Origin of the sequence: Maribellus comscasis, assembly GCF_009762775.1 — a bacterium.
Classification (GTDB): Bacteria; Bacteroidota; Bacteroidia; order Bacteroidales; family Prolixibacteraceae; genus Draconibacterium; species Draconibacterium comscasis.
On the sequence record NZ_CP046401.1, the window covers coordinates 4,829,207 to 4,852,450 of the forward strand.

The following is a 23,244-nucleotide window of genomic DNA, read 5'->3' on the forward strand; positions in this document are numbered from 1 at the left end:
TTTTACTTTATTAATTTTTGATTTACGGATGCTCCCGCATGATAAGGATCTTCTGAGAGAACTTTATCAAATTCCGGTTTTGCTTTTATTTTATTGCCTAATCCAAGGTGGCCCAAAGCCATTAAATAATGGCAATGTTGCTCATGACGTTTTTGTAAATTCTCCTCGAAGATCAGTAAATCGGGAAGTGATACAGCAAAGTAATCCATTTTAAAGGGTATGAAAAGGTATTTTTCACCATATTTAAGTAATTTATTAAAACGGCGGCGGGCTTCTACACCACGGTTTAATTTTAGCAGTGCCAATCCCTGATAAAATATTTTATCCGCTTGCTGGTCGTTGTAATACATTGCCACACTGGGTTCCGATAATCCAACCGCTGCATTTTCCCAGGCTTCGCTGGCTTTTTCTGTTTCTCCTAAACCTTCATATGCACACCCCAGCCAGTAGTTGACGTCATTCTCCTGTGCACCAAATAATTTTCCTTCACCCAAATTGTGAGGGTAATAAAAACAAGACATTAAATGCTCAATGGCATCCCGATAGTTTTTAGAATGGATTAATTTTTTAGCTAACTCAATATGAGAATACAAATATTGGCCAGTTACTTTGCCTTCGCCGCCTTCCCAGGGATGGAACTTACGTTTCATAATCAATTCAAGAGCTTTTTCTTCCTTACCGGTTAGATTGTAAAGCGTTGCTTTTTCGAGGTATAGGTCATCTCTGAAATCTACTTCAACCGGATATTTTTCCAGAAAAGCCAAACGCTTTTCAGCCGATACTCCTAATTTCTTGTATAATTGATCCAATTCCATCAATACCCGAGCATCGCTTGTATCCAGTTTAAAAGCTTTTTCGAGCGATGCCCGCGCGGCCTGTGGATTGTTTTGTTTGTTGTAATAAGCCAGTGCCAGGTTCCGATGAACGGTTGGAAAAGAATCATCGATCGTCCTTGATTTTTCCCAACACTCAGTAGCTTCTTTATGTTGACGATTTCCATACCAGAAATTCCCCGTATAGTACCAGGCTTTTGCATCTCCGGGATTTATTTCCACTGCTTTTTGCAATGCTAAAAGTTCTTCCTGTTTATTTGGGAAACAGTAATCAGGCGGCATTTTCATTGCCTTTTTGAATACTTTTTCCGATTTTACAGTTTCGCCCATTAGCGCATAATAGTACCCTTTAAAATAGAAGGGCATTGGGTAAACCCGGGTTTTATCAGCAATATGAAGATCGATAAAATCAACAGCCTCTTTATAACAGCCAGCCATGGCATAATCCAGAGAGAATTCGATAAAATTGTGTACGTAATCCCGCATCAATTCTTTCAAATCTTCCATTACCGATTTTTCTTTGGTAATGAGGTATTTTTCATAGATTGCACCGAAGTTAAAACCATCCATTTCCAGCGACTCTTGAATCAGTTTTAAAGCCTCATCTGTTTTCCCAAATCCCCTTAGTAAAATCATTTTTAAGTGACGTGCCTTCTGATTTAACCCGTTTCGCCATAGGGATCGATTCACCAGTGTCAGCGCTTTATCTTTGTTTCCGAGTATAGAATCGATTTGCGCTGCCTGGAAAAATCCGCTATCCTGCCATGCTCCGTTCCACGTTGATTTAAAGAACCAATCATAGGCTTCTTCCAACTTTCCCTGCATCCGCAAGCAAAAGCCTAAATTATAGAGCGGTTCGCCATCGTATGGATTGGGATTTCTTTCAGTCAAAGTCTCTGTTGCTGTTCGGAAATAAGGTTCCGCATCTGTAAATTTACCCCTTCTCATCAACCAGAGTCCCATGGCGTTGTTGTTACGCACATCACCGTGTTCGCGTTTTAAAGCTTCTTTGTAATAGGCAGTAGGATCGTAGGTTGCATGCCGGTATTGTTCTAAATGCAAACCGCGTAAATAAAGTTGTTCCACCGATTTTATCTCTTCCGGATCTTTCGCTGGTTTAGCAGGATAGGGGATGGGGTTCAGCTTCTCAGGCTCGGTTTGCCAATCCACTAAAATTCTTTTTTCCCTGCTTACAAGAGAAACGTAACAATCTTCCAGATTAATATTTTCCCCGATAAATTTATCGAAACTCATTTCGGGAGACAGATCAACTGCCTGCTCAAAAACCAACTGTCCTTCACTTTTAACAGAAATACTTGTTTTGGGATACTCAGCAGTAGCATATGCTTTTAACCGGACTCCATTTCCTTCATGCTCCAGGTTGATCATGGCTTCTTTGGTTGCATTTTTTACTACTCCTAAATCGCGGTAGGGCATAAAATACTGGTTGAAGCTTTTCTCTTCATAGGGTTGTAACCATGAAAAATCAGGCTGGTTGTCGGTGTATACACCACACATTAGTTCAATGTAAGGGCCGTCTTCATCTGTCAGGTTACGATCCCAGGCCTGCCCAAAATCGCCGTTCCCCCAGGTCCACTGTTTTTTTCCGGGTGATAGGTGATGATCGGCTACATGCAACAGACCTCCTTTGGAATCGTTTTCATAACCACCCACAAAATTATATTTTGAAGTAATGGCCATGTAGCTTGTCGGAACCGGAATATTTTTGTAACGAGAAATGTCGACACCAGCAGAATAATCCACTTTGTAATAGGTACCGGTTGCTATTGGGAAGCTGGAAACATCGCGTTTGCCATGATCAAATACGGCATTTACATCGGGTGGAAAAACCGATTGGTATTCATCGTTTACTTTTACGGCAGGGTTGGCCCACCAAAGGAAAGTCTGCGGATGCGGTGTGCGGTTATATAATTTAACTTTAATTTCGAGGTAAGCTTTGTCAGGGTAAAGCGTAAAACCAGCCATCCCTTTTGTACGAAACATTCTTTCCACTTCGCTGCACCAAACCGTTGCGCTGCCATCTTTATTTTCTTCTATTAGCGAGTCCACGGGTTCGTATGTAGATGGACGATGATGTTGTGGCCAGTTGAATTCAATACCTCCTGAAATCCAGGGCCCGGTCAATCCAACCAGTGCCGGTTTTATCACCTGATTGTAATAGACAAAATGGCGTTGTTTGGTTTTATCATAAGCCATCTGAACGCGTCCTCCCAATTCGGGAAGTATCATTATTTTCAGGTATTTGTTTTCCAGATAAATGGCATTCCATTCTTTATCCTCTTTTTCATCCATAATTTTTTCAATTACAGGATGCGGGTAAACAACACCACTACTTCCCTGATAAACTCTTTTTTCCAAAAAAATGGGATTTTTCTCAGGTTTTCCGATTCCGTAAGTTGGAATCATTATCTTTTCTTGCCAGGCTTTAACCTTCATTTTACTCATTTTTCTTGCCTCTATTTGTTAAAATGTTCCTCTATTTCTTCCAATGATTTCCCTTTTGTTTCAGGTAACTTTTTCAAAATGAACAAAAAGCCGGCAACGCAAATGAATGCATACAGCCAAAAGGTTCCTCCTGCCTGTAAAAGCTTATTTAATAGGGGAAATGTATAAGTAAGGAGAAAGCTTGCTATCCAGAGCGCAGTTGTAGCCACAGCCATTGCAGCGCCCCTGATTCTGTTGGGGAATATTTCCGACAAAACAACCCAGGTTATCGGCGCCAATGTCATGGCATATGTAGCAATACCCAGAAGGACAAGCGCCAAAACAATAAAACCGTCGAGTTTTAATATATAGCTCCCCCCAAGTACAAAATAGATAAAAGCCAGTCCGACAGAACCAAACAACATTAATTTGCGACGTCCCAAACTATCAACCACGCGCATGGCGACAAGAGTAAAGATGAGGTTAACAGTTCCGGTAATAACGATATTAAAAAGCATATCGCCTACAGAAAATCCGGCTGCAACAAAAACTTCTTCAGCATAATTAAAAATTACATTAATACCACACCACTGCTGAAAAACTGCCAGTACAATTCCAATTATCAGAACCGGCTTTACTTTTTTACCGAGTAAAGCACCAAAATCAATTTTCCCGGTAGATGAATTTAAAGTGTGTTCTATATTTTTCTCTTCTTCAAGAGCATATTTTTTTCCTCCAATTCGGGTTAGAATATTTGCAGCTTTCTCGGTTCTCCCTGATTTTACGAGAAAACGCGGACTTTCCGGAATAAAAAAGGCCAAAAGAAAAAATGCAAAAGCAGGCACGGTTTCGGCCCAAAACATCCAGCGCCATCCCATTTGTCCGTTCCATGAATTAAGAATCTCAGCATCAGTAGCATCAGTGGCAACATCATCGGCGATAAGGAAATTAACTATTTGAGCCGCCAAAATACCAATAACAATGGTTAATTGGTTAACAGAAACCAGACGGCCGCGTACATGAGCAGGTGAAATTTCGGCAATATACATAGGTGATATTGCCGAAGCTAATCCAATTCCCAAGCCACCAATCAACCTGTAAATTATAAAAATTGTAAAGTTTCCGACAGCTCCGGTACCAATCGCAGAAATGGTAAACAGAGCAGCAGCAAAAATCAGCAGTATTTTCCTTCCAAAACGATCTGCCAGTACACCAGAAATTAAAGCGCCGAGGAAACACCCTATCAAAGCACTGCTCATAGCCCATCCCTGGAGGTTTGGAGAAGTGGAAATTTCAAAAAAACGTTCGTAGAAAGGCTTGGCACCGCCAATTACGACCCAATCATAGCCGAAAAGTAGTCCCCCCATGGCAGAAACAGCGGTAATTCCAAATATGAATTGTTTATTGAAGACAGATTTGCTCATTGGTTGATTATTTTATTGTTATACAAAAATAACCGGGAAAATCGGAAATAAACATGTATGATATTTCAATTATATGGATGATATTGACATCTTGGTCTGTTTTTCATTATCTTTAAACTAGACTGAAAGCCCTTAATAGAAATAGGGTAATGAAATTTGTTGCTTTTCAAAAGAAAATAAAAAGGCTTAAACATTAACAATATTTACTTTTTACAATGAAAAGGAAGGAAGGATTCCCCGGTCAGCTGAGTTATATTATCCCAAAAGGAACTCTGCAAAAGTTAATACAAAATCCGCTGTTTGAAGATTTATACCTCACCGATATTGGCTATTATCCTCATGCACTTTATCATTACAGGGAAAGAGCTGAAGGAATTTCGCAATCGATACTCATTTATAGTGTTGAAGGCTCCGGATTTATTAATATAGCGGGAAATTTATATAAGCTTCCACCTGATCACTTTTTTATCATACCACAAAATACACCGCACTCATATTTTGCTGATAAAAAAGATCCCTGGTCCATATACTGGATACATTTGGAGGGGAAAAAATCAAAATTTATCTCCCATTCCTTTTCCCAACCGACACCAATTGAAAGGACAAATACATCGCGCATTAACGACCGATTGGAACTGTTTGGTGAGATTTTCAAATGCCTCGAGATGGGCCATGGTATTGAAATACTGGAATATGTAAATATGTGCTTACCGCGGTTGCTGGCAACATTCACGCATATTAAACAATATCGAAGTATCAATGAACCGATAAATAACGACCCTGTTGGTTTAGCCATTAATTTTATGTTGGAAAATTTAAAAAAAAGATTATCACTTAAGCAGTTAGCAAAGGAGGTACATCTTTCCGGTTCTTATTTTTCCAGGCTGTTTTTGAGCAGAACCGGTTTTCCGCCGATCGACTATTTTAACCAATTGAAGATTCAGCAATCCTGTCGGCTCCTCGACAACAAAGAGCTCTCGATAGCTGATGTAGCGAGAGAGATAGGAATGGAAGACCAATTTTACTTCTCAAGAATGTTCAGGAAAGTAATGAATCAATCGCCAAGAGAATATCGAAAAGGGAGAATTCTAACATCTTCTTAAAACAATAATTTAAGCTCATAAAACGGTATGAAATCCAGTTTAGGATATCATACTTTAACAAGAGAGTTGCAAGGTTTATTTACAACTCCCTATTGTTTTTTTCGTGTGTTTATATGTTAACTAATAAAATAATTAATTTGCTAAATTTTTGTCTTTAACTCTGGCGCAAATGCAATATCAGAACTGTTTTATTAATTCTAATTTCTCAATATCGTCTGTTTGCATATCATTACCATACTGAGTGAGTGTTTGGTTTTCGGGTGCTCATACTGGCTCATTTCGAACGTAGTTTGGTTACATTTTTCCCAGCCACGGAGCAGCGACCAACCGTAGGAAATAGTCAAAGCCCGTATTTATTGGCATCACAAAGTATTCCCGATTATTTCATTCGTGATGTTTTCCGGTTTCGCGTTCTTCCCAACCGCTCTTTCCTTCATCGATATAAATTTCCTGAACCGTCTTGGAAACACGGTTGTCCACTTCTTCCACTAAATGAATTTTTAAAGGGTGAGTCAATCGTTTTTTCCAATCTAAAACAGGTTGGTAAGGCTCTTCTCCGTCTTTTGTTTCGAAAACAAGGTAAGCCCATTTTTCAGTAAAGAAATTACCTTTCATGGCCGGGACCATTTGTTGCATATTCGATGAAAGGAATGGCAGAGACAGCGCACGGGCCCAATAAATCCATGGACCTCCGGTGATGTACATGTATGGATTTAACAAGCGTTCACGCGATTCGATGCCGGTGTTGGCGTATGACAACTGAATTCCTGCGAAACCGATGTGTGTGTCTTTGTTGTAAAATGAGATCCATGGAACGTCGTCTTCCATTTTAAGGTCAGTCAGGTCAGGCATATCGGTAACATCGTATGTAATAACTTTGTTTCTTACAGCGTCGAACCAGGCGGCGTGTGTCATCAATTCTCGTTTAAAAACCACCTCACCATTTCGTAAGGCAATGCAGTTGATGGTTTCGTTGATGCGCATATTGGTTGTTGTGATAATGTATGGAACATCCGGATGAAATTCATATCGAACCGATGCGTCAACTTCGGGAATGTCGCGCAGGTTATCCCATAATTCGGCTACAGTAACCACTGGTCCTGAAATGAGATTAATATTTTTTGGAGGGTTCCAGTCGGCAGTATGTGTCCATGGGCGTGGGGGAGAATAAATTCCGGGATTCCAGTGAACAGCGCCGTTGGTTTCCATACGGTGAAACAATGGAAAATCAGGACGATCTTTTAACGTAAGTTGATCGAGGTGCCCCGAATTATTGTGCAAAGAAACCGTCAAAGCTCCATTGTCTATACTAATTCCGGGCATTTCACCCTGAACTTTCAAATTAGAATTATAAACTTTCGTCAGCGCTTTATCATTGTTGTAGTAAATTAAATACACTTTACTTGTATTTGCCGGAACATCGGCCAGGAATGCTACGCGAGCGCTAAGTGTAGGAAACCAAAGTGGCACCGCATGTGTCGGATTTCCATTTTCATCTGGTGCCATATCATCTTCTTCGGTGTATTTTTGTAAATCATAAACCTGACAAGGCACTTCTTTAACCGCATGGGTTTTCGAATCGAACTCCACTACCCGAACCTCTCGTTTTAAATCAAAAGCCTCATCCGGATAAAATGCAACAACCGCCTCCACAGCTTCTGATTTTCTGTCAATTCCGGCAGTTTCGCTTAACACCACCGACTTGTAATTTTTCCAAGCTGTATCAAAAATTTTGGCGTCGTTGGGCGAAGTAAGTGTTACTGTCTGTGATAGAAACTTATCATCAGAAGAATTTTCAACGCCTTCCTTCATTCTTACCGTTAGTTTTATGTTGTATTTTTTTCCGGGTTCCCACTTTACCCATCCAACTACATTCGGATTTTTGTAAAGCGTGGCGTCATGGGATAATCCATATCCCGACGGCGGACGATGAGACAGTGGCGGATATTCTTTTTCAATTACATCTTTTTCGCGATACAAATCAGTGCTTCTCAAAACTTTCCCGTTTACTTCTGCCTCTACTTCAATTATCGAAGCTTCAGGCAATTCCAGCTCAGCAAAAAAATGATAAAACGGAATTGCCGGACAAGGATAGTCGAGGTTTATACTTTTTATTGAAAGCTGTGCCTCTTCCTTTTTTGCCTGGCTGCCCATGGCAAATAGTACAAAAGCAAGAATTAAAAAAGATATCTTTTGTTTCATCGTATGGTATTTTTTCAAATAATTCTAAACAAATTCTTAAAAGTTATTCGACGTTTATTTTTGATTTTGTTATCAGATTTCTCTCACGCAACGCTTCTACGCCTTTTTCCCAATTTCCTTCATCTGCCCACATATAATATGAAAAGTACATCGCATTTTTCTTAATGATTCTTATCCAGGGTTGAAATTCAACATAATAGTGACGTGTACTTGAGTTCCGCGGATGATTCATCCACATGTGCAAAAAATCGGGCTGATCAACAGGAAAAGCGCCAACAAAGAATACGTTTTCATTTTCATCTCTTCCGGCTTGCCAGCCTTCTGTTAGGGTGAAAATCTGTCCGTAATATTCGTCCATTCTCATCCTGTATTTCAACAAACCTTTCACATCGGGAACCATAAACACATCAACAGTATCGTGCGCAGCTCCCAACGCCAAAATAGGCTGCGGCCCGAACATGTCAGTTTCTTTATTGGTAAAATTAAGTTTGAATTTCACTTCAAGAAGAGGTGAATCGCCATAAAGTGTAAATATTTTTTCGATTTGGTTTCCATAAAAATCGGAAGTCATTTTGACACTCACGCTCGTACCTCCACTTTTCAGGATCTCAGCATCAAAAACTTTATGTGTTTCCATGCTGGGCTGCCCCAGAAAATCTTCAAATCCGCCAAACGGATAATAATGCCGTTCGCGGAAAGGCTGATTTTCATTTACCGGTTTTTCCGGCCATGATTTAAAAAGTACATTGTCGTCTTTACTCTTTACGATGTATTCAATAACACGCGCTCCGATTGTGAGCAGTGTCACCTTAACTTTGTCGTTTTCCATCTGATATTCATCCACGCCATCACCGTTCAAATCAACAGTTGTTAATGTGGATTGTCCTTGTGCTTTTTCAACGCCCAGCTGCGTTTCTGAAAAACAACCAAGTGCCGTTGTAACAAGCTTGTAATTTCCTGCCTTGATTTTTATATCAAACACCAACTCTTTGTATGTATCGGGCGCAACTTCACATTGCGGAATTTTTTCAAAAACAGCTTTCCCGGGTTTGTCTGTTTTGAAAACCTGCACTTTTACAGGAAAAGATGATTCTTTTGTGAAATTGTGAACCGATACCGGATATTGCACAACCGGCGTTTGTCCGTACAACAATTGAGGTACAGAAATAGCAGGTGGCAAATCCAGCATGGTCACAGTCGATTTCTTCTTTCCATCCCAAACAAAATCAATCCCAATAGGATTTGTTTTTCCCATAGCTTCTTTTTCAATGGAAACAGGGAAACGCACTTCTTTTTGACTGTTGGCAGGTAGGGAAATTGCTTTCCCGTTTTCTGCCAATTTCAAAGCTGAAGGCAACGAAAGCGACAAATTACCGGTAATGGCTTTATTTGAGTAGTTGGTTAAGGTTATTTTTACTTCTGAGCCATTCGTCTCGGTATAAATATCTATATAATCTCCAAAATAATCTTCAAGGAAAATGCGGTCAAGTTCGAGTACTTGCATCGCTTGTCTGAAATAGTCTCCACCAATAATTTTTCCTTGTGGAAGAATAGCTACTTCGCGGCGTTCTTTTATTGCTTTTATTATGGATTTTTTATTTACATAAGCACCTTTTGGAAGAAACAACACCATTGAAGACGTTGCTCCACCAGAAAAGGATGAAGTAAGATTTACAAAAGGAAGCTCCTGGTTATCCAGTTGTTTTTTATTTCCTTCGTTTACAATGTAGCCGTCATACACATCGTGTTCGTCAGCTTTATTGTCAAATACCTGGCGAAAAATATAACCGTTTTTTTCTTTTACAAAATCAACGTATCCCTGTTGTTTTATGTCTTGTTCCTGAAGTCCGTCCCAATTATCGCAGCCAAAAACGAAATTTCGTTGTCCATATCCCGGCGCATAAGAACCTGCTTCAACAAAAGCCGGATTTCCAATTTCATCCATCCACGACTGGTATTTTTCCAGCGCGCGGAACTCGTTGTAACCGCTAAAAACGAACCATGAATTTCCTTCATTCATTCCTTGCGAAATAACATCCATCGGATGCACAAAATCGGTAGTAACAGACATGTGCAAGGTTTCGATTCCCATCCAGCCTTTTCTGAAATCGTAGGTTCTTACTATTTCACGAATATTTTTAATAACGGACTCCAATTTTTCGAACGCCTCTGCATCGGACGAAATCACTGCAAATATTTTTCGCTGTCCGCTTTCCAACCGGAAAACATCAGTTGGATGCCAGTCGTTCGATTTAAACTGGTGTGCAGTTAGATCTTTCTTCCAGCTGTTAATGTCGCCGGCAAGAGACAACAATTTTTTGCCAACTTCAGAATGGGGCGAAGCAAAAACAAGTACATCATTACTTTTCAGAGTTGTTTCCATTTCTTTGAGCGATGGCTCTTTTACTGTTTTTGTATCCGAAGAAAGCAATTCATTAATAAATCCTTCCTGCAAATTCAAGCCTATGATTCCCAACTCTTCAGCAATGTCAATTTTGCTTTGTTTAATTGAAAGGTTTACGTCACGAACAGTCATTTTGAATAAGTTCCCATATCGGAAAGTATTCAAATAAGTATCACTCCAGTGTGTGGTGTAGCCATTATTATGAATCTCTGTTTTTACGGGAACCCGTTCTTCATTTTTTGAAATAGGAGGATGAAAACTATTCAGCTTTTGTGCGTTACTTATCCCCGCTCCCTGAAATAATAACGAAATCAATGAAATAACGAAATAATTAGATTTCATATTTGGTAAATATGTTTGTTTATTGCTCTAACGGTTAATACTTTTTTCAGAATTTATTTTTGGTTTTTTCTTTGCTTTAATTTGGCTGTTTCATTTAACGATAATATTTCATCCCCGTGCTTCAGTTCCACAGTAAACTGTGTTGGTGTTGCCCACATTTGGATGGAAGTTTTGCTGCCATCCGAGACTTCTGTAGCTATCTGCTCCGGCACCGAAATTTCCTCCAGGGAAGCAGCATATTTCCCAACCTTTTTTTTGTAATCTTTTTGTTTGTAGAAAAACCACCACAAATACTTTTTCAATTTCTCGGAAACCGGAACTTCAAAATCCACGTTCCCTTCGGCAGCTTTCATTTCTGAGAACTGCACTAGCCCCCAGCGTTCGGGATAATGCATGCTAATTAATCCCTGCGGACTCCAGGTCCAGTAATTTGTTTTTACTCTGTCAGGATATTCTTTCTGGTCGGCAGCATTTCGGCCTTCCCATTCCACACGCATCAAATTCACTTTCCAGATTTCTTTATCCTGTGGAATTTTAACAGCATCGGCGCTACGCAAATCGGCAAAGGGAATTTTCATTTCGACAGTCCAACTCTTGTCCTTGTCAGTAGAATTATTGATAGTCCCTTTTGTCTTAACTGCGCTTTGAAATCCGGGAGAATCCCATGTAAACAGAGCCATTCCTCCGTCGCGATAAGATCTTGTTAAGAATAGGTCGAACAGAGTATTGAGTACATTTACTTCATATTCAAAGTAATTGTGTGTATCGCAATCGGGGTCGATAAAAATTTCAAAAACATTTTCGTTGAACAATAATTCATCACGTTTTGTCATTTCACCTTGCAGATTAGGTTCTTCAAGCTTCGCAAAAACATAGATATTTTCATTGTCCCATAACAATTTCACGTCAGTTTGTAAAAACGGTTCCGGCCATTCATTTCCTCTGATGTCGCCAAAGTCACTCAATCTTTCAGTTTTACTCCAGTCAGTCTCTTTTGCAATCCCATCAATTGTTATTTTCGAATCGGTTTTATAAATAGTGTATGTAGAAACCGGTGTCAGCAAACTGGCATATTTTCCAAAATCAATTTCCTGAGCAAACGAAATTTTTAGAAGAAAAAACGTCAGCCAAAAAAAGAGGCTTCCTTTCTTCAGCAATCCAATTTTTATATTTTGTTCAAGCTCCATTTCATTCCATTTTTAGCGTAATCCTTCTCCCACAACCAGGATATTTCCAAGAAAATAATCGTAGTTTTTATATTTTAATTTATCTTTTTTGAAAACATCAGGATTTCTTTTCGACAATATTTTTTCTTTATCAAATCTATCATCAACAACTTCAATTTCCACAGTGTGAACCGTATCTTCCAGCTGTTTTTCAAGAATCACATTGTTAATCCGGTAATAGGAACAATAAGCATCAAAACGTTGAATTTCGCGTTCCTTTCCATCGATGGTTACTTTTATTTTCCCGGAACCGGGCCCAATTACATCATACAAACCAACAGCAGTTCCCTTAAATTTAAAGCTGAGTTTTGCGCCCGTTTTTCCTTCGTAAATCTGAGGTGAAAATTTTTCAAATTTATCAGCCAACTCGTCTCCATTTTTCAGCAATTCCCAATCGCCTGTTTTGCTGGCATCGACAACCGAATAACTTTGTGCATTTTCCCAATTGTCGTTTACAAAAGGGTTTGTCAATTTATGGCCGCCAACTTTTCCAAATGCTTCCATTTCCTCCAAATATTTTACGATAACAGAAGCATATATAGGATGGCCGGATTCTGACAATGGATGGGTGTGATCTTTTGTAAACACAATTATATTGTCGTTTTCCGACGGGTCGGCAGTGAAAACCAGTTTCCCTTCTTCGCGAAGCTGAACTACTTTTTTCCCCGCCAGAATACTCGGAATATCATAATAATCTGCCAGCTTTTCCATGGCCAGGATCGTTGAAGACAATTCTCCTCTGAGAAATTCTTTGCACTGATCGTCAACCATCGTGTAAATAAAACAGATATCGGTAGTTGAATTGGCCTGCCATGTTTTCCGGATAATTCCTTCCATTGTACGCAAAACGTCGTCCGGTTTTTGGCTTTTATCGTTTACTGCAAATTCTACAAAAAGAAGATCCGGTTTGTATTGTAAAACGTCGTGCTCAACTCGGAAAACTCCGAGATTTGAGCCTGTTCCGCCAATTGCAGCGGCAGTTTCTAAAAATATTGTTTCAGGGTAATTTATTCTCAGCCAATTATAGGTCAGCGTTCTCCACCCTTGTTTCGCTTCGGTAATACTTCCTCCGAGGTAAGCAACGTTTACTTTCCTCTCTGTATCTATTTTATGATAAAAATTCGGAAGACCACCACGTTTATGAAATTCCTTTAACTGTTCAAGCGCTTTATTCTTTTTCCTTTCTGTTTTCGGTAAATCATCGGCAAAAACGTCCGGTTTCAACAGAATAAATAAAAATAGTAATATGAGTATTTTTTGAATGTAGTTTTTCATTTTATCTCTTTCTGAATGTAAAATTCCCAATTTCGAAATTTGTACTACTCGCTTTATTTAATTCTTGCTCTTGAAATTCGATACAAACCATAAGGGGAAAAAAACAAAAACGGGGACAGTCCAATTTATTTTTTATTCAGCCACCAGACGAGTGGGATCTTTTGCCCCCATTTTTTCCCTCAAGTTACAGCACTTCAGGAGTTCCTTTTATAATAAAGAAATACTTAAATTCTTTTCTTCTTCGTTTGTTATTCCACTAACTGACAATACTTTTGTTTCAGAATCATATTCCCAGTTTGTAATTGTAGTTCCGTTAAGTTTTACATCAGCAGGTTTCGGGATAATATTAAAATGAATAAAATATTTTCGGTCTTTAACTCTTCCCTGATAGTCGCCTTCAGTTGTATGAAGTGTAAAAATCATTTGAGATTCATCGGCTGCATAGGTCATTTTTGTTGTTGCGATTTCCCCTTTCTCGTAACCAAAACCTTCGCCCTCATCCTCAATTAAAGTGAAATTGCTTTCTTTGTATGGATATACCTGCACAGTCATGGTATCGATTGGTTTCTGACCAACATAATCAACATATGGCCATTCAGGAATAATCGCGCCGGCCTTAATAAATAAGCCATTTTTTAGAAAGTTATACATAGTCGTGGGTTAGACCACTAGCGAAGCTCCAGAGTAAATTCATTTGTTTCTCCAATCCCATAAATAGTGAAAGGTATGGAAAAACAAAAAAGGGGATTCTATCAAAATTGATAAAATCCCAGCTTGGGTGAATCCAACCGGAAAATGTCGAACTTTTTGGTTGAAGATTGTGATGCTGTTTGAAGTTTACGGACATAGAAAAACAGGAGAAATACAAGATATAGTAAATCTTTTCCGGAGTTTTTAGTAAGCTGGTTTTGTGTTATTTATGGGGTTTCAGTAGTTGCGATTGATAATGTTCAGTTATCCTTTCATAATTGTCTGGTCTCATAGTGAAATGCAAAGTTGAATGTTCCTTTTCAACCCAGGTTATTACTGACTTTGCCGGTTTTTCGGTATTTCCCGGTTGCTATCATAATCTTCTATTTTTACAGACATCAAGCTCAACAAGTTTTTCCATTTCTGATACTTTTATTTAATCGAGTTGACCAATTACATGGATTTTAACAAAAGGAATATGAGTGTCGAAAGTCGTAATTTCCGTACTTCTAATTTCTGAAAGAATTCCCTCCAAATATCCACGTTTTTTGTATGCTTTAAAATGTTGGTAATGGCTGGACGATTTCTGGTCGATCCATAATAGAGTCTTTTGCTGTAAAGTCCCTGGTCGGGAGAATCCACAAATCACAATTTTATCTGATATTTCCTGCATCTTCTTCATTAAATAGATTGAATCTGACCATGGTATAACATGAAAAAATAAGCTTGCAACAGAATAATCGTATTTTCCTGATTGTTTGTAATTGCTGTTTAATTCTTCACACCTGAAATCAACATTATTAAGATTCATTTTTCTCTTTTGTTGCGTAGCATAATCAATCAGCCTTTTAGACTTATCTATTCCCAAACCATATTTAATTTGAGAGGACAGCTTAAGAAGTAGGTCTCCGTTTCCGCATCCAAATTCAATTACAGTGGAATTTGTTTCAATCAAATCCATAATTTGATTTCTTATTGGATCAAGATTATTTTTTGCCTTAAGTTTCACTTCGTTTTATAAAAATTCGTCAAGGTGTTTTATGAACTTTTCTTTCTCATCCTGAAATACGACATGACCCGCACCGGGTATATTCACAAATCGACTGTCGCTAACTATTTCTGATAATTCAGTTAGTGATTTCTCCGAAACGAGATGGTCATTTTCACCACGTACAAAGAGCATTGGGCAGGAAATATGCTGAACCGCTTCATTAGGAAATCCGGTTGGACTTTCATCAAGCCACATACTTAATATTCGTTGAGTAAATAGCTCGAAGTCAGGTTCCGGATTAAGTCTTTGATAAGAATTGTAAGACCCCGGGAACTTTTCTTTCCAACTCTCACTGGTAATTTTGGCAAAAATACCCTTTACTGATTCAAGGCTTCTAACATGCCATTCAGCGCCAACGGTTACAAGCTTTTCAATATTTAAAGAAGATAAAGCAGCCAACCGGTACGTAACAATGCCTCCATCACTAAACCCAATTATACTCAGGGTATCGATTTTGAGATGACGGAGGAGTTGTTCCACATCTTTCTGAATTTGTTCGTAGGTCAGTTGGGCTGAACCGAGAGTAGATTTGCCATGGCCTCTGCTATCTACACCGACTAACGTGAATTCATTACTTAATGAATCCGTTATGTCGTTAAAATCTTCGATGGTTCCAAAGCCGCCGTGCAAAAACAACAACACGGGTTTGTCTTCTCTCCCTCTTATCTCGTAATAAATTTTTGCATCTTCTATATTAAAATAAGTATCAACTTCGTGATTAAATTTCTTCATCATTTCTCCTTTTTTATAACGACAGTATTACCTGTAGAATTTCGTTTACTGCCCCGTGTCCGGTATATTCTCAGTCGATTATTCTAACCATATCTATTACTGTCATTTTTACTTTTTCCCCATGGGCTGAAGCCCATAATTGTACACTGTGTTTATTTTATGTTCTTTCTCATTACATAATAATCATCATACTCTTTATTTATCTTGAAATCGAATCTTCTATATAATTCCAGCGGTCCTTTGAAATTTCCCTCGCTCGACAATTCTCCTTTTCTTGGATACGCTTCAATATAATCGTAGTCTTTATTTGAATAATCCTTAATAATTTTTTTAAGAATCTTTTGAGCAATCCCTTGTCTTCTATAATCGGGATGTATTAAAAAGCAAACAATTGAACAAACCTTATCTTCAGGATTATCAATCAAATCAAAGTCTTTCAGTAATCTTTGAAAATTTAATCTGTTATTAGCATTACACCATCCGATTGGTTTATCATTTTCAAAAACCAGGTAACCTGTCAGCTTATTTTCATTGATAAGATTTATTACCGCAGAACGGTTAGATTCACGAGTACATGTTGCTACATCTCCAGTGAAATGATAGTCATAACAATAGCAAATTGACCTATCAGGATTTTCTCTGAAAATCATATTATCAAAGAAAAATAAATAGTCGTCTTTTAAATTTTTAGTCAAAGGTCTTGTTTTAATATTCATTTTATAGATTTTTTATTCATTATTAAGAGAGTTAATGCCTTGTTTTTTTAGTTTCTCCAATGTTTTTTTCATAGCTCCAACCTGTTCGGCTTCGTGTCCTTGCCAAACAGTAACTTCTCCTGCAATTTTGAATGGTTCAGTCGAACGATAAGATTTAGTCGGATTGCCTGGGAATTTTTTGTCGGTTAGGTCGGGATCGTTCTCAATGGCCCCTGTCGGTTCTACTAAATAAATTCGTTCCCGTCCGTCACCAATAGATAGCTCTGCTCCCCAAGTTGCGGCGTCGAGTGTTGCTGAGAGAAAAATATATTTCGCATTTTTTCTTTGTTCAAAGTTTGAGTTGAAACCAACTTCAATATAATCACCAATTTTGAGGTTTGCTTTTGTCCCATGAAAATAAGTTTGGGCAAAAGGTGTTGCTCCTTGTCCGCTTAGGATTTGTTCGTTTTCCTTGTATTTTACTATTGTCAAACCTATGTGTTTTTGTTTTGTTGGATTGTGTTCTTCTGCAATGTTTAATAATTCCAGTGAAAATTCCATTGTGAAATATTCCGCAATCAAAAAATATTTTACTCACATTTCCGTCTTTTCAAATAAATATTCATGATTCCTTACGGTTTTCATTTTTTCATCAATTTGTATTTAATGTGAGTGGTTAATTCTGATTCAAATATCTGATCAATTTTTATATCATATTTATCTTTGTCAATGTTATCAAAAAGACGGATTCCACTTCCCAAAAATACTGGTGAGATGTGGATGAAAAATTCGTCAACAAGCCCTGCATTGAGAAATTGTTGAATCGTATTTGCGCCACCTTGAATTCTAATATCTTTTCCCTGAGCAGATTGTGTTGCTTTTTCCAATGCACTTTCTATCCCGTCATTGATGAAGTAGAAAGTCGTTGAACCCTTTTGAACCCACGGATCTCTTTTTTCGTGTGTCAATACATAAACATCTGCTTCATACAAATCTTCTGCCCACGAAACTTCGCCTTCTTCAAACATCCGTTTTCCCATGATGTAAGATCCTGTTCTTGCGAATGTTTCATCAATCAGCTTACCATCTGCATCATTTTCTTCTCCGCCACCTTCCACTTTAATGTGTTTCCAGAACGCTTTTTGTTTAAACATCCACTGGTGTAGTTTCCCTGAAACGCCACCCATGGGATTGTCCGAACTTCTGTTTTCACCTGCAAAAAAGCCATCAAGTGATATTGCACTGTCAAAAAATATTTTACTCATAATAATGTATTTTAAATTTAATTAATTAATATCTCAATATCCTTTATGTTGGTATCAGTTATTATTAATTTTAATTCAGTGTTATCCAAATTTTATGGAACTAAAATATACCCAGAGAATAAATAAAATTTGCAGGGGAATTCTAAACCATAAATAATTTACTCCATTACCTGTAAATGTGGCTTCCTGATAGTTTACATTATGAAATGATGCATAAACATTCGCAGGCAAAATCAGAGTAAAAAATACTATCAATAGCCATGCGGTAACAAATCTAAGGCTGGGTATTAAAAGTCCGACAGCGGCTGCAATTTCTATGACTCCTGTCAGCCAGACTATTATTTCACGGTGCGGAATGAACTCCGGAAGCATCATTGTCATTCCCTGCGTAAACTTAAAATGGGCCATTGCCGTAAATACCAACATAACTGACATTGCTATTCTTCCTGCTAAAGCAACATTATAGTTACCCCGAGCTATTTTCACTGAAATTGGAAAAAACGGTCAAACTGACCACCCCAGGCCGGAATAAAATGACCACCCTCGCCAGTTTAAACTGACCACCGCGTGCCGGAGCAAATTGACCACCAGCGCCGGACTAAAGTGACCACCCACCAAAAGAGATTGATTTTACTTCTGTCGAAGCCATAATTTCATACTGATTTAAACAAATTAATATGAAAACATGGCTAATAAATTAATCGACATGAGTAAAGTAAGAAAAGTCATTCAGTTACACCACCAGGGAAAAGCAAAGCAATTTATCAGTAGGTACCTGGGCCTTTCACGCAATACGGTCAAGAAGTATATCGCTCTATACAAGGTGTTAAACCTTACAATTGATGATATTGATAAGAAGAGTGATTCCGAGCTGGAAAAGATCTTTAGCAGGGATACCGAAGATGTTCTTTCCCCAAAGCTAAAAAAGGTTTATAACTTCTTTCCCTACATGGAGCGTGAATTAAAAAAGACCGGCGTTACCAAACAGCTGATGTGGGAAGAATATTATGAAAAACATCCCGATGGACTAAAACTAAGCCAGTTTAAAGCCCACTACCTGCGTTGGAATAAAAAGGTTAACCCGGTAATGCATATGGAGCATAAAGCAGGCGATAAGATGTTTATTGACTACGCTGGCAAAACCCTGGAAATTATCAATAAAGAAACAGGCGAGATTGAAGAGGTACAGTTTTTTGTTGCCATACTGGGGGCCAGTCAATACACCTATGCAGAAGCCTCACCGAGCCAACAAAAAGAAGACTTTGTTGCTTCGGTTGAAAATGCACTGCACTTTTACGGGGGAGTTCCTGCAGCTATTGTCCCTGATAACCTAAAGTCTGCCGTAACCAAAAGCAGCCGGTTTGAACCTACCATTAACGAAACGTTTATGGACTTTGCCGAACATTACGGTACAACAGTTCTTCCGGCTCGGGCTTACCGTCCCCGGGACAAGTCACTGGCAGAAGGAGCAGTCAAGATATTATACCAAAGAATATATCCGGCCTTGCGCGGCAAAGATTTTTACAGTTTAGAAGAGCTTAACAGTGCAATTTGGGATGAACTGGACAAGCATAACAACAAAAAGTTAACCGGCAGGCCAACGTCCCGGTATCAATTATTCGTTGAAGACGAAAAAGGCAAGCTTACCGCATTACCTGTAGAAAAATACGAGATTAAAGAAATAGCAATAGCCACCGTAGCCATGAACGGGCACGTGCTGTTAAGCAAAGACAAACATTATTACAGCGTTCCGTGTCAGTATTTAAAGAAGAAGGTAAAGCTGGTGTTTACATCAAAAACCGTTGAAATATACCATAAATACAACCGCATAGCTTTGCACAAAAGAGATGGACGTAAATACTTCTACACCACAAACAAAGACCACCTGGCAACAACACACCAGTTTGTTACCGACTGGACACCGCAGCGTTTTATCAACTGGGCAGCTTCAATTGACGAGAGTGTAAAGGAATTTATAATCAATGTGCTGGAAAGAAAACAACACCCTGAACAATCCTATAAAAGCTGTATGGGCGTATTGGCTTTTGCCAAAAAGGTTGGGGAAGAAAGGCTTGCCAATGCGTGTAAACGTGCATTGGAACATCAGGTTTACAACTACAAAATCATACAAAAGATACTGGAAAAAGGGTTGGATAAACTTGATGATGAAAAACCGGACGAACCGGAACTTCCTTTTCATAACAACATAAGGGGAGGAAAATATTACAACTGATAAAGTAAAAAACAATGAACGAAGTAACATTAACACGAATGAAACAGATGAAGCTCCATGGTATGCATGGGGCTTTTAAAACAGCTGTCGAAACAGGTAAAACCGATGATTACACCATCGACCAGTTTGTATCGATGATAACAGATGCCGAGTGGGACGATCGCAACAACCGCAAGATAGAGCGATTGATAAAAAATGCAAGGTTCCACTATAAAGCAACCATTGAAAACGTGGTGTACGAACATACAAGAAATATCGATCGGACAAAACTGTTAAGACTGGCTGAATGCGATTTTATTAATAAAAACGAGAATGTATTAATATCGGGCAGCACCGGTGCCGGCAAAAGCTACATTGCAACAGCCTTAGGGTATCAGGCCTGTATCGAGGGATACAGGGTTTTGTACTTTAATACAACCAAGCTGTTTTCTAAACTAAAAATGGCAAAAGCCGATGGATCTTATCTCAAAGAACTTGCAAAAATGGCCAGGCATCAGTTAATAATACTCGATGACTTTGGCCTGCAACCCTTAGATAGCCAAAACCGGATAGCTCTGTTAGAGTTAATTGAAGATAGGCACAATAAAGGATCTATGCTTGTAACATCACAGCTGCCCGTTAGTAAGTGGTATGAAATAATCGGGGAGAAAACGATTGCCGATGCCATACTTGACCGGTTGATCCATCAATCGCACAGGATTGAGCTGATGGGTGAATCGATGAGAAAAAAACGAAACATTTATAGTGAATAAAAAACAGTAAATTTGTTGTAATCTGACAGAAGAAAAACGTTCTCTTTTTGTTGAAAATGGTCGATGGTCAATTTAAATTGGCCTGGGGTGGTCAATTTGACTGGCGTTTCCATGCTGGAACAGGCACTGCAAAATCAAACTCAAACTTTTAAATATCCTCAACTTAATACCACGCTAAACAAGCTGGTTATTTGTATCAATGAAATCCTTTCCCTGATAGAAAACCGGTTTACAGTGTTTATCGATCCAAACGAACGTATTCCAAAACCTCACTACGAATCAGTTAAGAAGGAACTTTTGCAAAGGATTCTAGCGATTGAAAAACAATTAAATTGCTATCCTGCATTTAAATCCGCTGCAGAAATTATGATTCGTGTTCTGGTAAATTTCCTTAATTGTCCACCATCGAAACATTCGGTAACTTTTCAAGAAATTGAATACATAAAAAATTTGTGTTCGGAAACCGAAAATATTAAGCACTGCGAGAGAGACGCAGTTTTTTCAAGGCTCGATGAACTGTTAATCTATATGAATTTTAACAGCCAACATTATTTAGATAGTCTTACGCAAAGAATATCGATAGTGATTAATATCTGTGAGAAAAAAGAGGAAAAAATGGAACGACTGCTTTATCATTTAAAAATATTTAAACAGGTTCCGAAGAAGATGAATGTCATTTTTAAGTCCAGGCAGCCAGATTTAAAAAAATCAATAAACAATTGGATACACCAGGAGATTTTATACCTAGAAAAGAAAGCGCATTTCTCTGTCAAATCAACAGATTCACGCAATCTTAATCGTTTGCTTGAGAAACCAAAACAAAAGGTAATGTGTAGTCTTTCAACCGACCAAACCGGATTGATAATTAGAGCTGCCAACGAGTTACGAGTATTAGTTGCAAAATCGATGAGCGAAGTTTTTAAAACCATTGTTCCATATTTGTCAACACCTTATAAAAAAGATCTTTCATACGATGGAATGCGCAGTAAATCTTATGCTGCCGAGGAAAGGGATAAACAAATAGCCATTAAGATTCTTAAACAGATTATTAAAAAAATTGAAGAATACTAGCTTACCTGAACCTTCACATCTATGCAAGGTTCCAAAGGTTCCAAAAAGGTTACAACAAAAAGTTGGACTTGTGGCGCCTTTAATTACACAGTTACTTTGTTTCCAGAATTATAAAAGTCCATTCCCATGTTTATCGAAGAAAGAAAATTTGAATATTGGATGAACCGCCTTGTCTCTCATTTTGAAACGGTGAACAGAAAAATTGACAAACTTTCCAATACGGAGAATAAAATAAATGATGAAGTACTGTTAGACAACCAAGACCTTTGCCTGCTTTTAAAAGTCAGCAAAAGAACGTTGCAAAGATTTCGCAGTTCTGGCAAATTACCCTATAAACGAATTGGCAAAAAAACATATTACCTTGAATCTGATGTTCATGAATTTATCCAAAATGGATTTTCTAAAAAGTAAAAAGTAGGTTTTTATCTGACAGACAATAAAAACAAATTTGGGTTTATCTTACAGCATATTTTCTCTTTAATCACATTATACTTTATCAATTTTTTTTGAAGCACGTTGGAATTATAGATATAATAAAGACTGCATAATCTCTTTTTTCATAAGGTTCACCTTGAAAAACTTGTTGAACCTAAAATGACTAACGATTGGTAAATGTTCTGGAGCGGATTTCGAAGAGTGGTCACGTCCGCGAGGACTGATCGATGATGCGAGAATCCAGCAAACAACATTGCATTGCACCCTCAAAGCAATTTACAATTTGTTAGGTTTTCGTGCATTTTTTCTAATCTGAAAATAAGAAATCTTCCCCGATATTTACCGGAGAAGATTCTAAAATTGTTCTGTCATTATGTACTATATCAATTCAATGTTTGTGTGCCAAGTGTCCGGCACCTTGCTCAACAATATCATGAATAGCTTCAATAGTATGGGTGTAATCAACATATGCTTCTACATATTCACGTCCTTTTTCCGGAGAATCATTTTTCACTTTGTCAAGTGCTGCTACTTTTTCATATTTCTCTCGTATTACTTTTCCAATATGGTTGTTTAACTTTCCGAGGAATTCATCAATATCTTTATTTTCTAAAGTTTGGTCACTTAGTTGAATAATTTTCTTCGTAGTTCCGGCAGGTTTTAACCCTGTGTATGGCGCGCCTTCTGTTTCGCGGTGCAGACGCACAAGGGTTTCAAAAAAATGTTTTTCAACAATGGCATAGACTTCTTTGTCACCAGACTTTAAAGCATATGTTTTATTGAACAATGAAATAATTTCTTTTTCCTGTTCAGCAGTAATCCATTTCAAAACTAAATTAACATTGTTTGTTTCAAGGGCTTTAGCAGCGTCTTTTATTGTAGGGCCGTCATAGGAGTCGCAATGGGCAGATGCCGGAAGTGAACCGAATATCATAAATAATGATACGAATACAAGCGATAGGATTGTTTGCAAACCTGTTTTACGGGTTTTAAGAATACTCGTTGGAACTTTTGTTCTCAAATACATTTCTGTTGTTCTCATGATAAATTTTTTTTAATGGTTATT

At 38.2% G+C, this 23,244-nt stretch carries 19 protein-coding genes; 5 read left to right on the forward strand and 14 right to left on the reverse strand.

Annotated features, from left to right (window positions below; all coding sequences use genetic code 11):
• Positions 1-2 precede the first annotated feature (2 nt).
• Complete coding sequence (locus GM418_RS19270) at positions 3-3,290, reverse strand: DUF5107 domain-containing protein (RefSeq protein ID WP_217447530.1); 3,288 nt, start codon at positions 3,288-3,290, stop codon at positions 3-5.
• 20 nt (positions 3,291-3,310) lie between these two features.
• Complete coding sequence (locus tag GM418_RS19275) at positions 3,311-4,702, reverse strand: sugar porter family MFS transporter (RefSeq protein WP_158868874.1); 1,392 nt, start codon at positions 4,700-4,702, stop codon at positions 3,311-3,313.
• 215 nt (positions 4,703-4,917) lie between these two features.
• Here GM418_RS19275 and GM418_RS19280 point away from each other — a divergent pair, with 215 nt between their 5' ends.
• Complete coding sequence (locus tag GM418_RS19280) at positions 4,918-5,805, forward strand: AraC family transcriptional regulator (protein ID WP_158868875.1); 888 nt, start codon at positions 4,918-4,920, stop codon at positions 5,803-5,805.
• 384 nt (positions 5,806-6,189) lie between these two features.
• On the opposite strand, the gene GM418_RS19285 is transcribed toward GM418_RS19280, so the two are convergent.
• From GM418_RS19285 to GM418_RS19335, 11 genes are all read right to left on the reverse strand, one after another.
• Entirely contained in the window at positions 6,190-8,007 is a 1,818-nt protein-coding gene (locus tag GM418_RS19285; protein ID WP_158868876.1) for a hypothetical protein, read from the reverse strand.
• 43 nt (positions 8,008-8,050) lie between these two features.
• Positions 8,051-10,753 (reverse strand): hypothetical protein, encoded by a 2,703-nt coding sequence (locus GM418_RS19290; RefSeq protein ID WP_158868877.1) that lies wholly within the window; start codon positions 10,751-10,753, stop codon positions 8,051-8,053.
• Between the two features lie 53 nt (positions 10,754-10,806).
• Positions 10,807-11,940, reverse strand: a complete 1,134-nt coding sequence (locus tag GM418_RS19295) for a carbohydrate-binding family 9-like protein (RefSeq protein WP_158868878.1) — start codon at positions 11,938-11,940, stop codon at positions 10,807-10,809.
• Positions 11,941-11,952: 12 nt separating this feature from the next.
• Positions 11,953-13,254 (reverse strand): SGNH/GDSL hydrolase family protein, encoded by a 1,302-nt coding sequence (locus tag GM418_RS19300; RefSeq protein ID WP_158868879.1) that lies wholly within the window; start codon positions 13,252-13,254, stop codon positions 11,953-11,955.
• 207 nt (positions 13,255-13,461) lie between these two features.
• Positions 13,462-13,905, reverse strand: coding sequence for a DUF5110 domain-containing protein (locus tag GM418_RS19305; RefSeq protein WP_158868880.1), 444 nt, complete (start codon positions 13,903-13,905; stop codon positions 13,462-13,464).
• Between the two features lie 475 nt (positions 13,906-14,380).
• A complete protein-coding gene (locus tag GM418_RS19310; protein WP_158868881.1) occupies positions 14,381-14,953 on the reverse strand; it encodes a class I SAM-dependent methyltransferase in 573 nt (190 codons plus the stop codon).
• A 6-nt stretch (positions 14,954-14,959) separates the two neighbouring features.
• A complete protein-coding gene (locus GM418_RS19315; protein WP_217447532.1) occupies positions 14,960-15,730 on the reverse strand; it encodes an alpha/beta fold hydrolase in 771 nt (256 codons plus the stop codon).
• A gap of 149 nt (positions 15,731-15,879) precedes the next feature.
• A complete protein-coding gene (locus GM418_RS19320; protein WP_158868882.1) occupies positions 15,880-16,443 on the reverse strand; it encodes a GNAT family N-acetyltransferase in 564 nt (187 codons plus the stop codon).
• A 12-nt stretch (positions 16,444-16,455) separates the two neighbouring features.
• Complete coding sequence (gene arr / locus GM418_RS19325) at positions 16,456-16,983, reverse strand: NAD(+)--rifampin ADP-ribosyltransferase (protein ID WP_158868883.1); 528 nt, start codon at positions 16,981-16,983, stop codon at positions 16,456-16,458.
• Positions 16,984-17,063: 80 nt separating this feature from the next.
• Positions 17,064-17,687 (reverse strand): dihydrofolate reductase family protein, encoded by a 624-nt coding sequence (locus GM418_RS19330; RefSeq protein ID WP_158868884.1) that lies wholly within the window; start codon positions 17,685-17,687, stop codon positions 17,064-17,066.
• A gap of 81 nt (positions 17,688-17,768) precedes the next feature.
• Entirely contained in the window at positions 17,769-18,173 is a 405-nt protein-coding gene (locus tag GM418_RS19335; protein WP_217447533.1) for a DoxX family protein, read from the reverse strand.
• Positions 18,174-18,372: 199 nt separating this feature from the next.
• Between GM418_RS19335 and istA the strand changes: the two genes are divergently transcribed.
• The 4 genes from istA to GM418_RS32000 all read left to right on the forward strand — a co-directional run bounded on the left by istA (position 18,373) and on the right by GM418_RS32000 (position 22,154).
• Complete coding sequence (gene istA, locus GM418_RS19340) at positions 18,373-19,920, forward strand: IS21 family transposase (RefSeq protein WP_158862096.1); 1,548 nt, start codon at positions 18,373-18,375, stop codon at positions 19,918-19,920.
• A 14-nt stretch (positions 19,921-19,934) separates the two neighbouring features.
• Positions 19,935-20,672 (forward strand): IS21-like element helper ATPase IstB, encoded by a 738-nt coding sequence (istB, locus tag GM418_RS19345; protein WP_158862095.1) that lies wholly within the window; start codon positions 19,935-19,937, stop codon positions 20,670-20,672.
• A gap of 63 nt (positions 20,673-20,735) precedes the next feature.
• Complete coding sequence (locus GM418_RS19350; protein WP_158868885.1) at positions 20,736-21,743, forward strand: hypothetical protein; 1,008 nt, start codon at positions 20,736-20,738, stop codon at positions 21,741-21,743.
• Between the two features lie 126 nt (positions 21,744-21,869).
• Positions 21,870-22,154, forward strand: coding sequence for a helix-turn-helix domain-containing protein (locus GM418_RS32000; RefSeq protein WP_158868886.1), 285 nt, complete (start codon positions 21,870-21,872; stop codon positions 22,152-22,154).
• A 412-nt stretch (positions 22,155-22,566) separates the two neighbouring features.
• On the opposite strand, the gene GM418_RS19360 is transcribed toward GM418_RS32000, so the two are convergent.
• Positions 22,567-23,220 carry a DUF6448 family protein gene (locus GM418_RS19360; RefSeq protein ID WP_158868887.1) on the reverse strand — a complete coding sequence of 218 codons (654 nt, stop codon included), beginning with the start codon at positions 23,218-23,220 and terminating at the stop codon, positions 22,567-22,569.
• Positions 23,221-23,244: the final 24 nt, after the last annotated feature.

Bases quoted from the DNA above. Each gene is read 5' to 3' on its own strand.
- GM418_RS19270 (WP_217447530.1), bottom strand. From the start codon at position 3,290: ATGAAGGTTAAAGCCTGGCAAGAAAAGATAATGATTCCAACTTACGGA.
- GM418_RS19275 (WP_158868874.1), bottom strand. From the start codon at position 4,702: ATGAGCAAATCTGTCTTCAATAAACAATTCATATTTGGAATTACCGCT.
- GM418_RS19280 (WP_158868875.1), top strand. From the start codon at position 4,918: ATGAAAAGGAAGGAAGGATTCCCCGGTCAGCTGAGTTATATTATCCCA.
- GM418_RS19285 (WP_158868876.1), bottom strand. From the start codon at position 8,007: ATGAAACAAAAGATATCTTTTTTAATTCTTGCTTTTGTACTATTTGCC.
- GM418_RS19290 (WP_158868877.1), bottom strand. From the start codon at position 10,753: ATGAAATCTAATTATTTCGTTATTTCATTGATTTCGTTATTATTTCAG.
- GM418_RS19295 (WP_158868878.1), bottom strand. From the start codon at position 11,940: ATGGAGCTTGAACAAAATATAAAAATTGGATTGCTGAAGAAAGGAAGC.
- GM418_RS19300 (WP_158868879.1), bottom strand. From the start codon at position 13,254: ATGAAAAACTACATTCAAAAAATACTCATATTACTATTTTTATTTATT.
- GM418_RS19305 (WP_158868880.1), bottom strand. From the start codon at position 13,905: ATGTATAACTTTCTAAAAAATGGCTTATTTATTAAGGCCGGCGCGATT.
- GM418_RS19315 (WP_217447532.1), bottom strand. From the start codon at position 15,730: ATGATGAAGAAATTTAATCACGAAGTTGATACTTATTTTAATATAGAA.
- GM418_RS19320 (WP_158868882.1), bottom strand. From the start codon at position 16,443: ATGAATATTAAAACAAGACCTTTGACTAAAAATTTAAAAGACGACTAT.
- arr (WP_158868883.1), bottom strand. From the start codon at position 16,983: ATGGAATTTTCACTGGAATTATTAAACATTGCAGAAGAACACAATCCA.
- GM418_RS19330 (WP_158868884.1), bottom strand. From the start codon at position 17,687: ATGAGTAAAATATTTTTTGACAGTGCAATATCACTTGATGGCTTTTTT.
- istA (WP_158862096.1), top strand. From the start codon at position 18,373: ATGGCTAATAAATTAATCGACATGAGTAAAGTAAGAAAAGTCATTCAG.
- istB (WP_158862095.1), top strand. From the start codon at position 19,935: ATGAACGAAGTAACATTAACACGAATGAAACAGATGAAGCTCCATGGT.
- GM418_RS19350 (WP_158868885.1), top strand. From the start codon at position 20,736: ATGGTCAATTTAAATTGGCCTGGGGTGGTCAATTTGACTGGCGTTTCC.
- GM418_RS32000 (WP_158868886.1), top strand. From the start codon at position 21,870: ATGTTTATCGAAGAAAGAAAATTTGAATATTGGATGAACCGCCTTGTC.
- GM418_RS19360 (WP_158868887.1), bottom strand. From the start codon at position 23,220: ATGAGAACAACAGAAATGTATTTGAGAACAAAAGTTCCAACGAGTATT.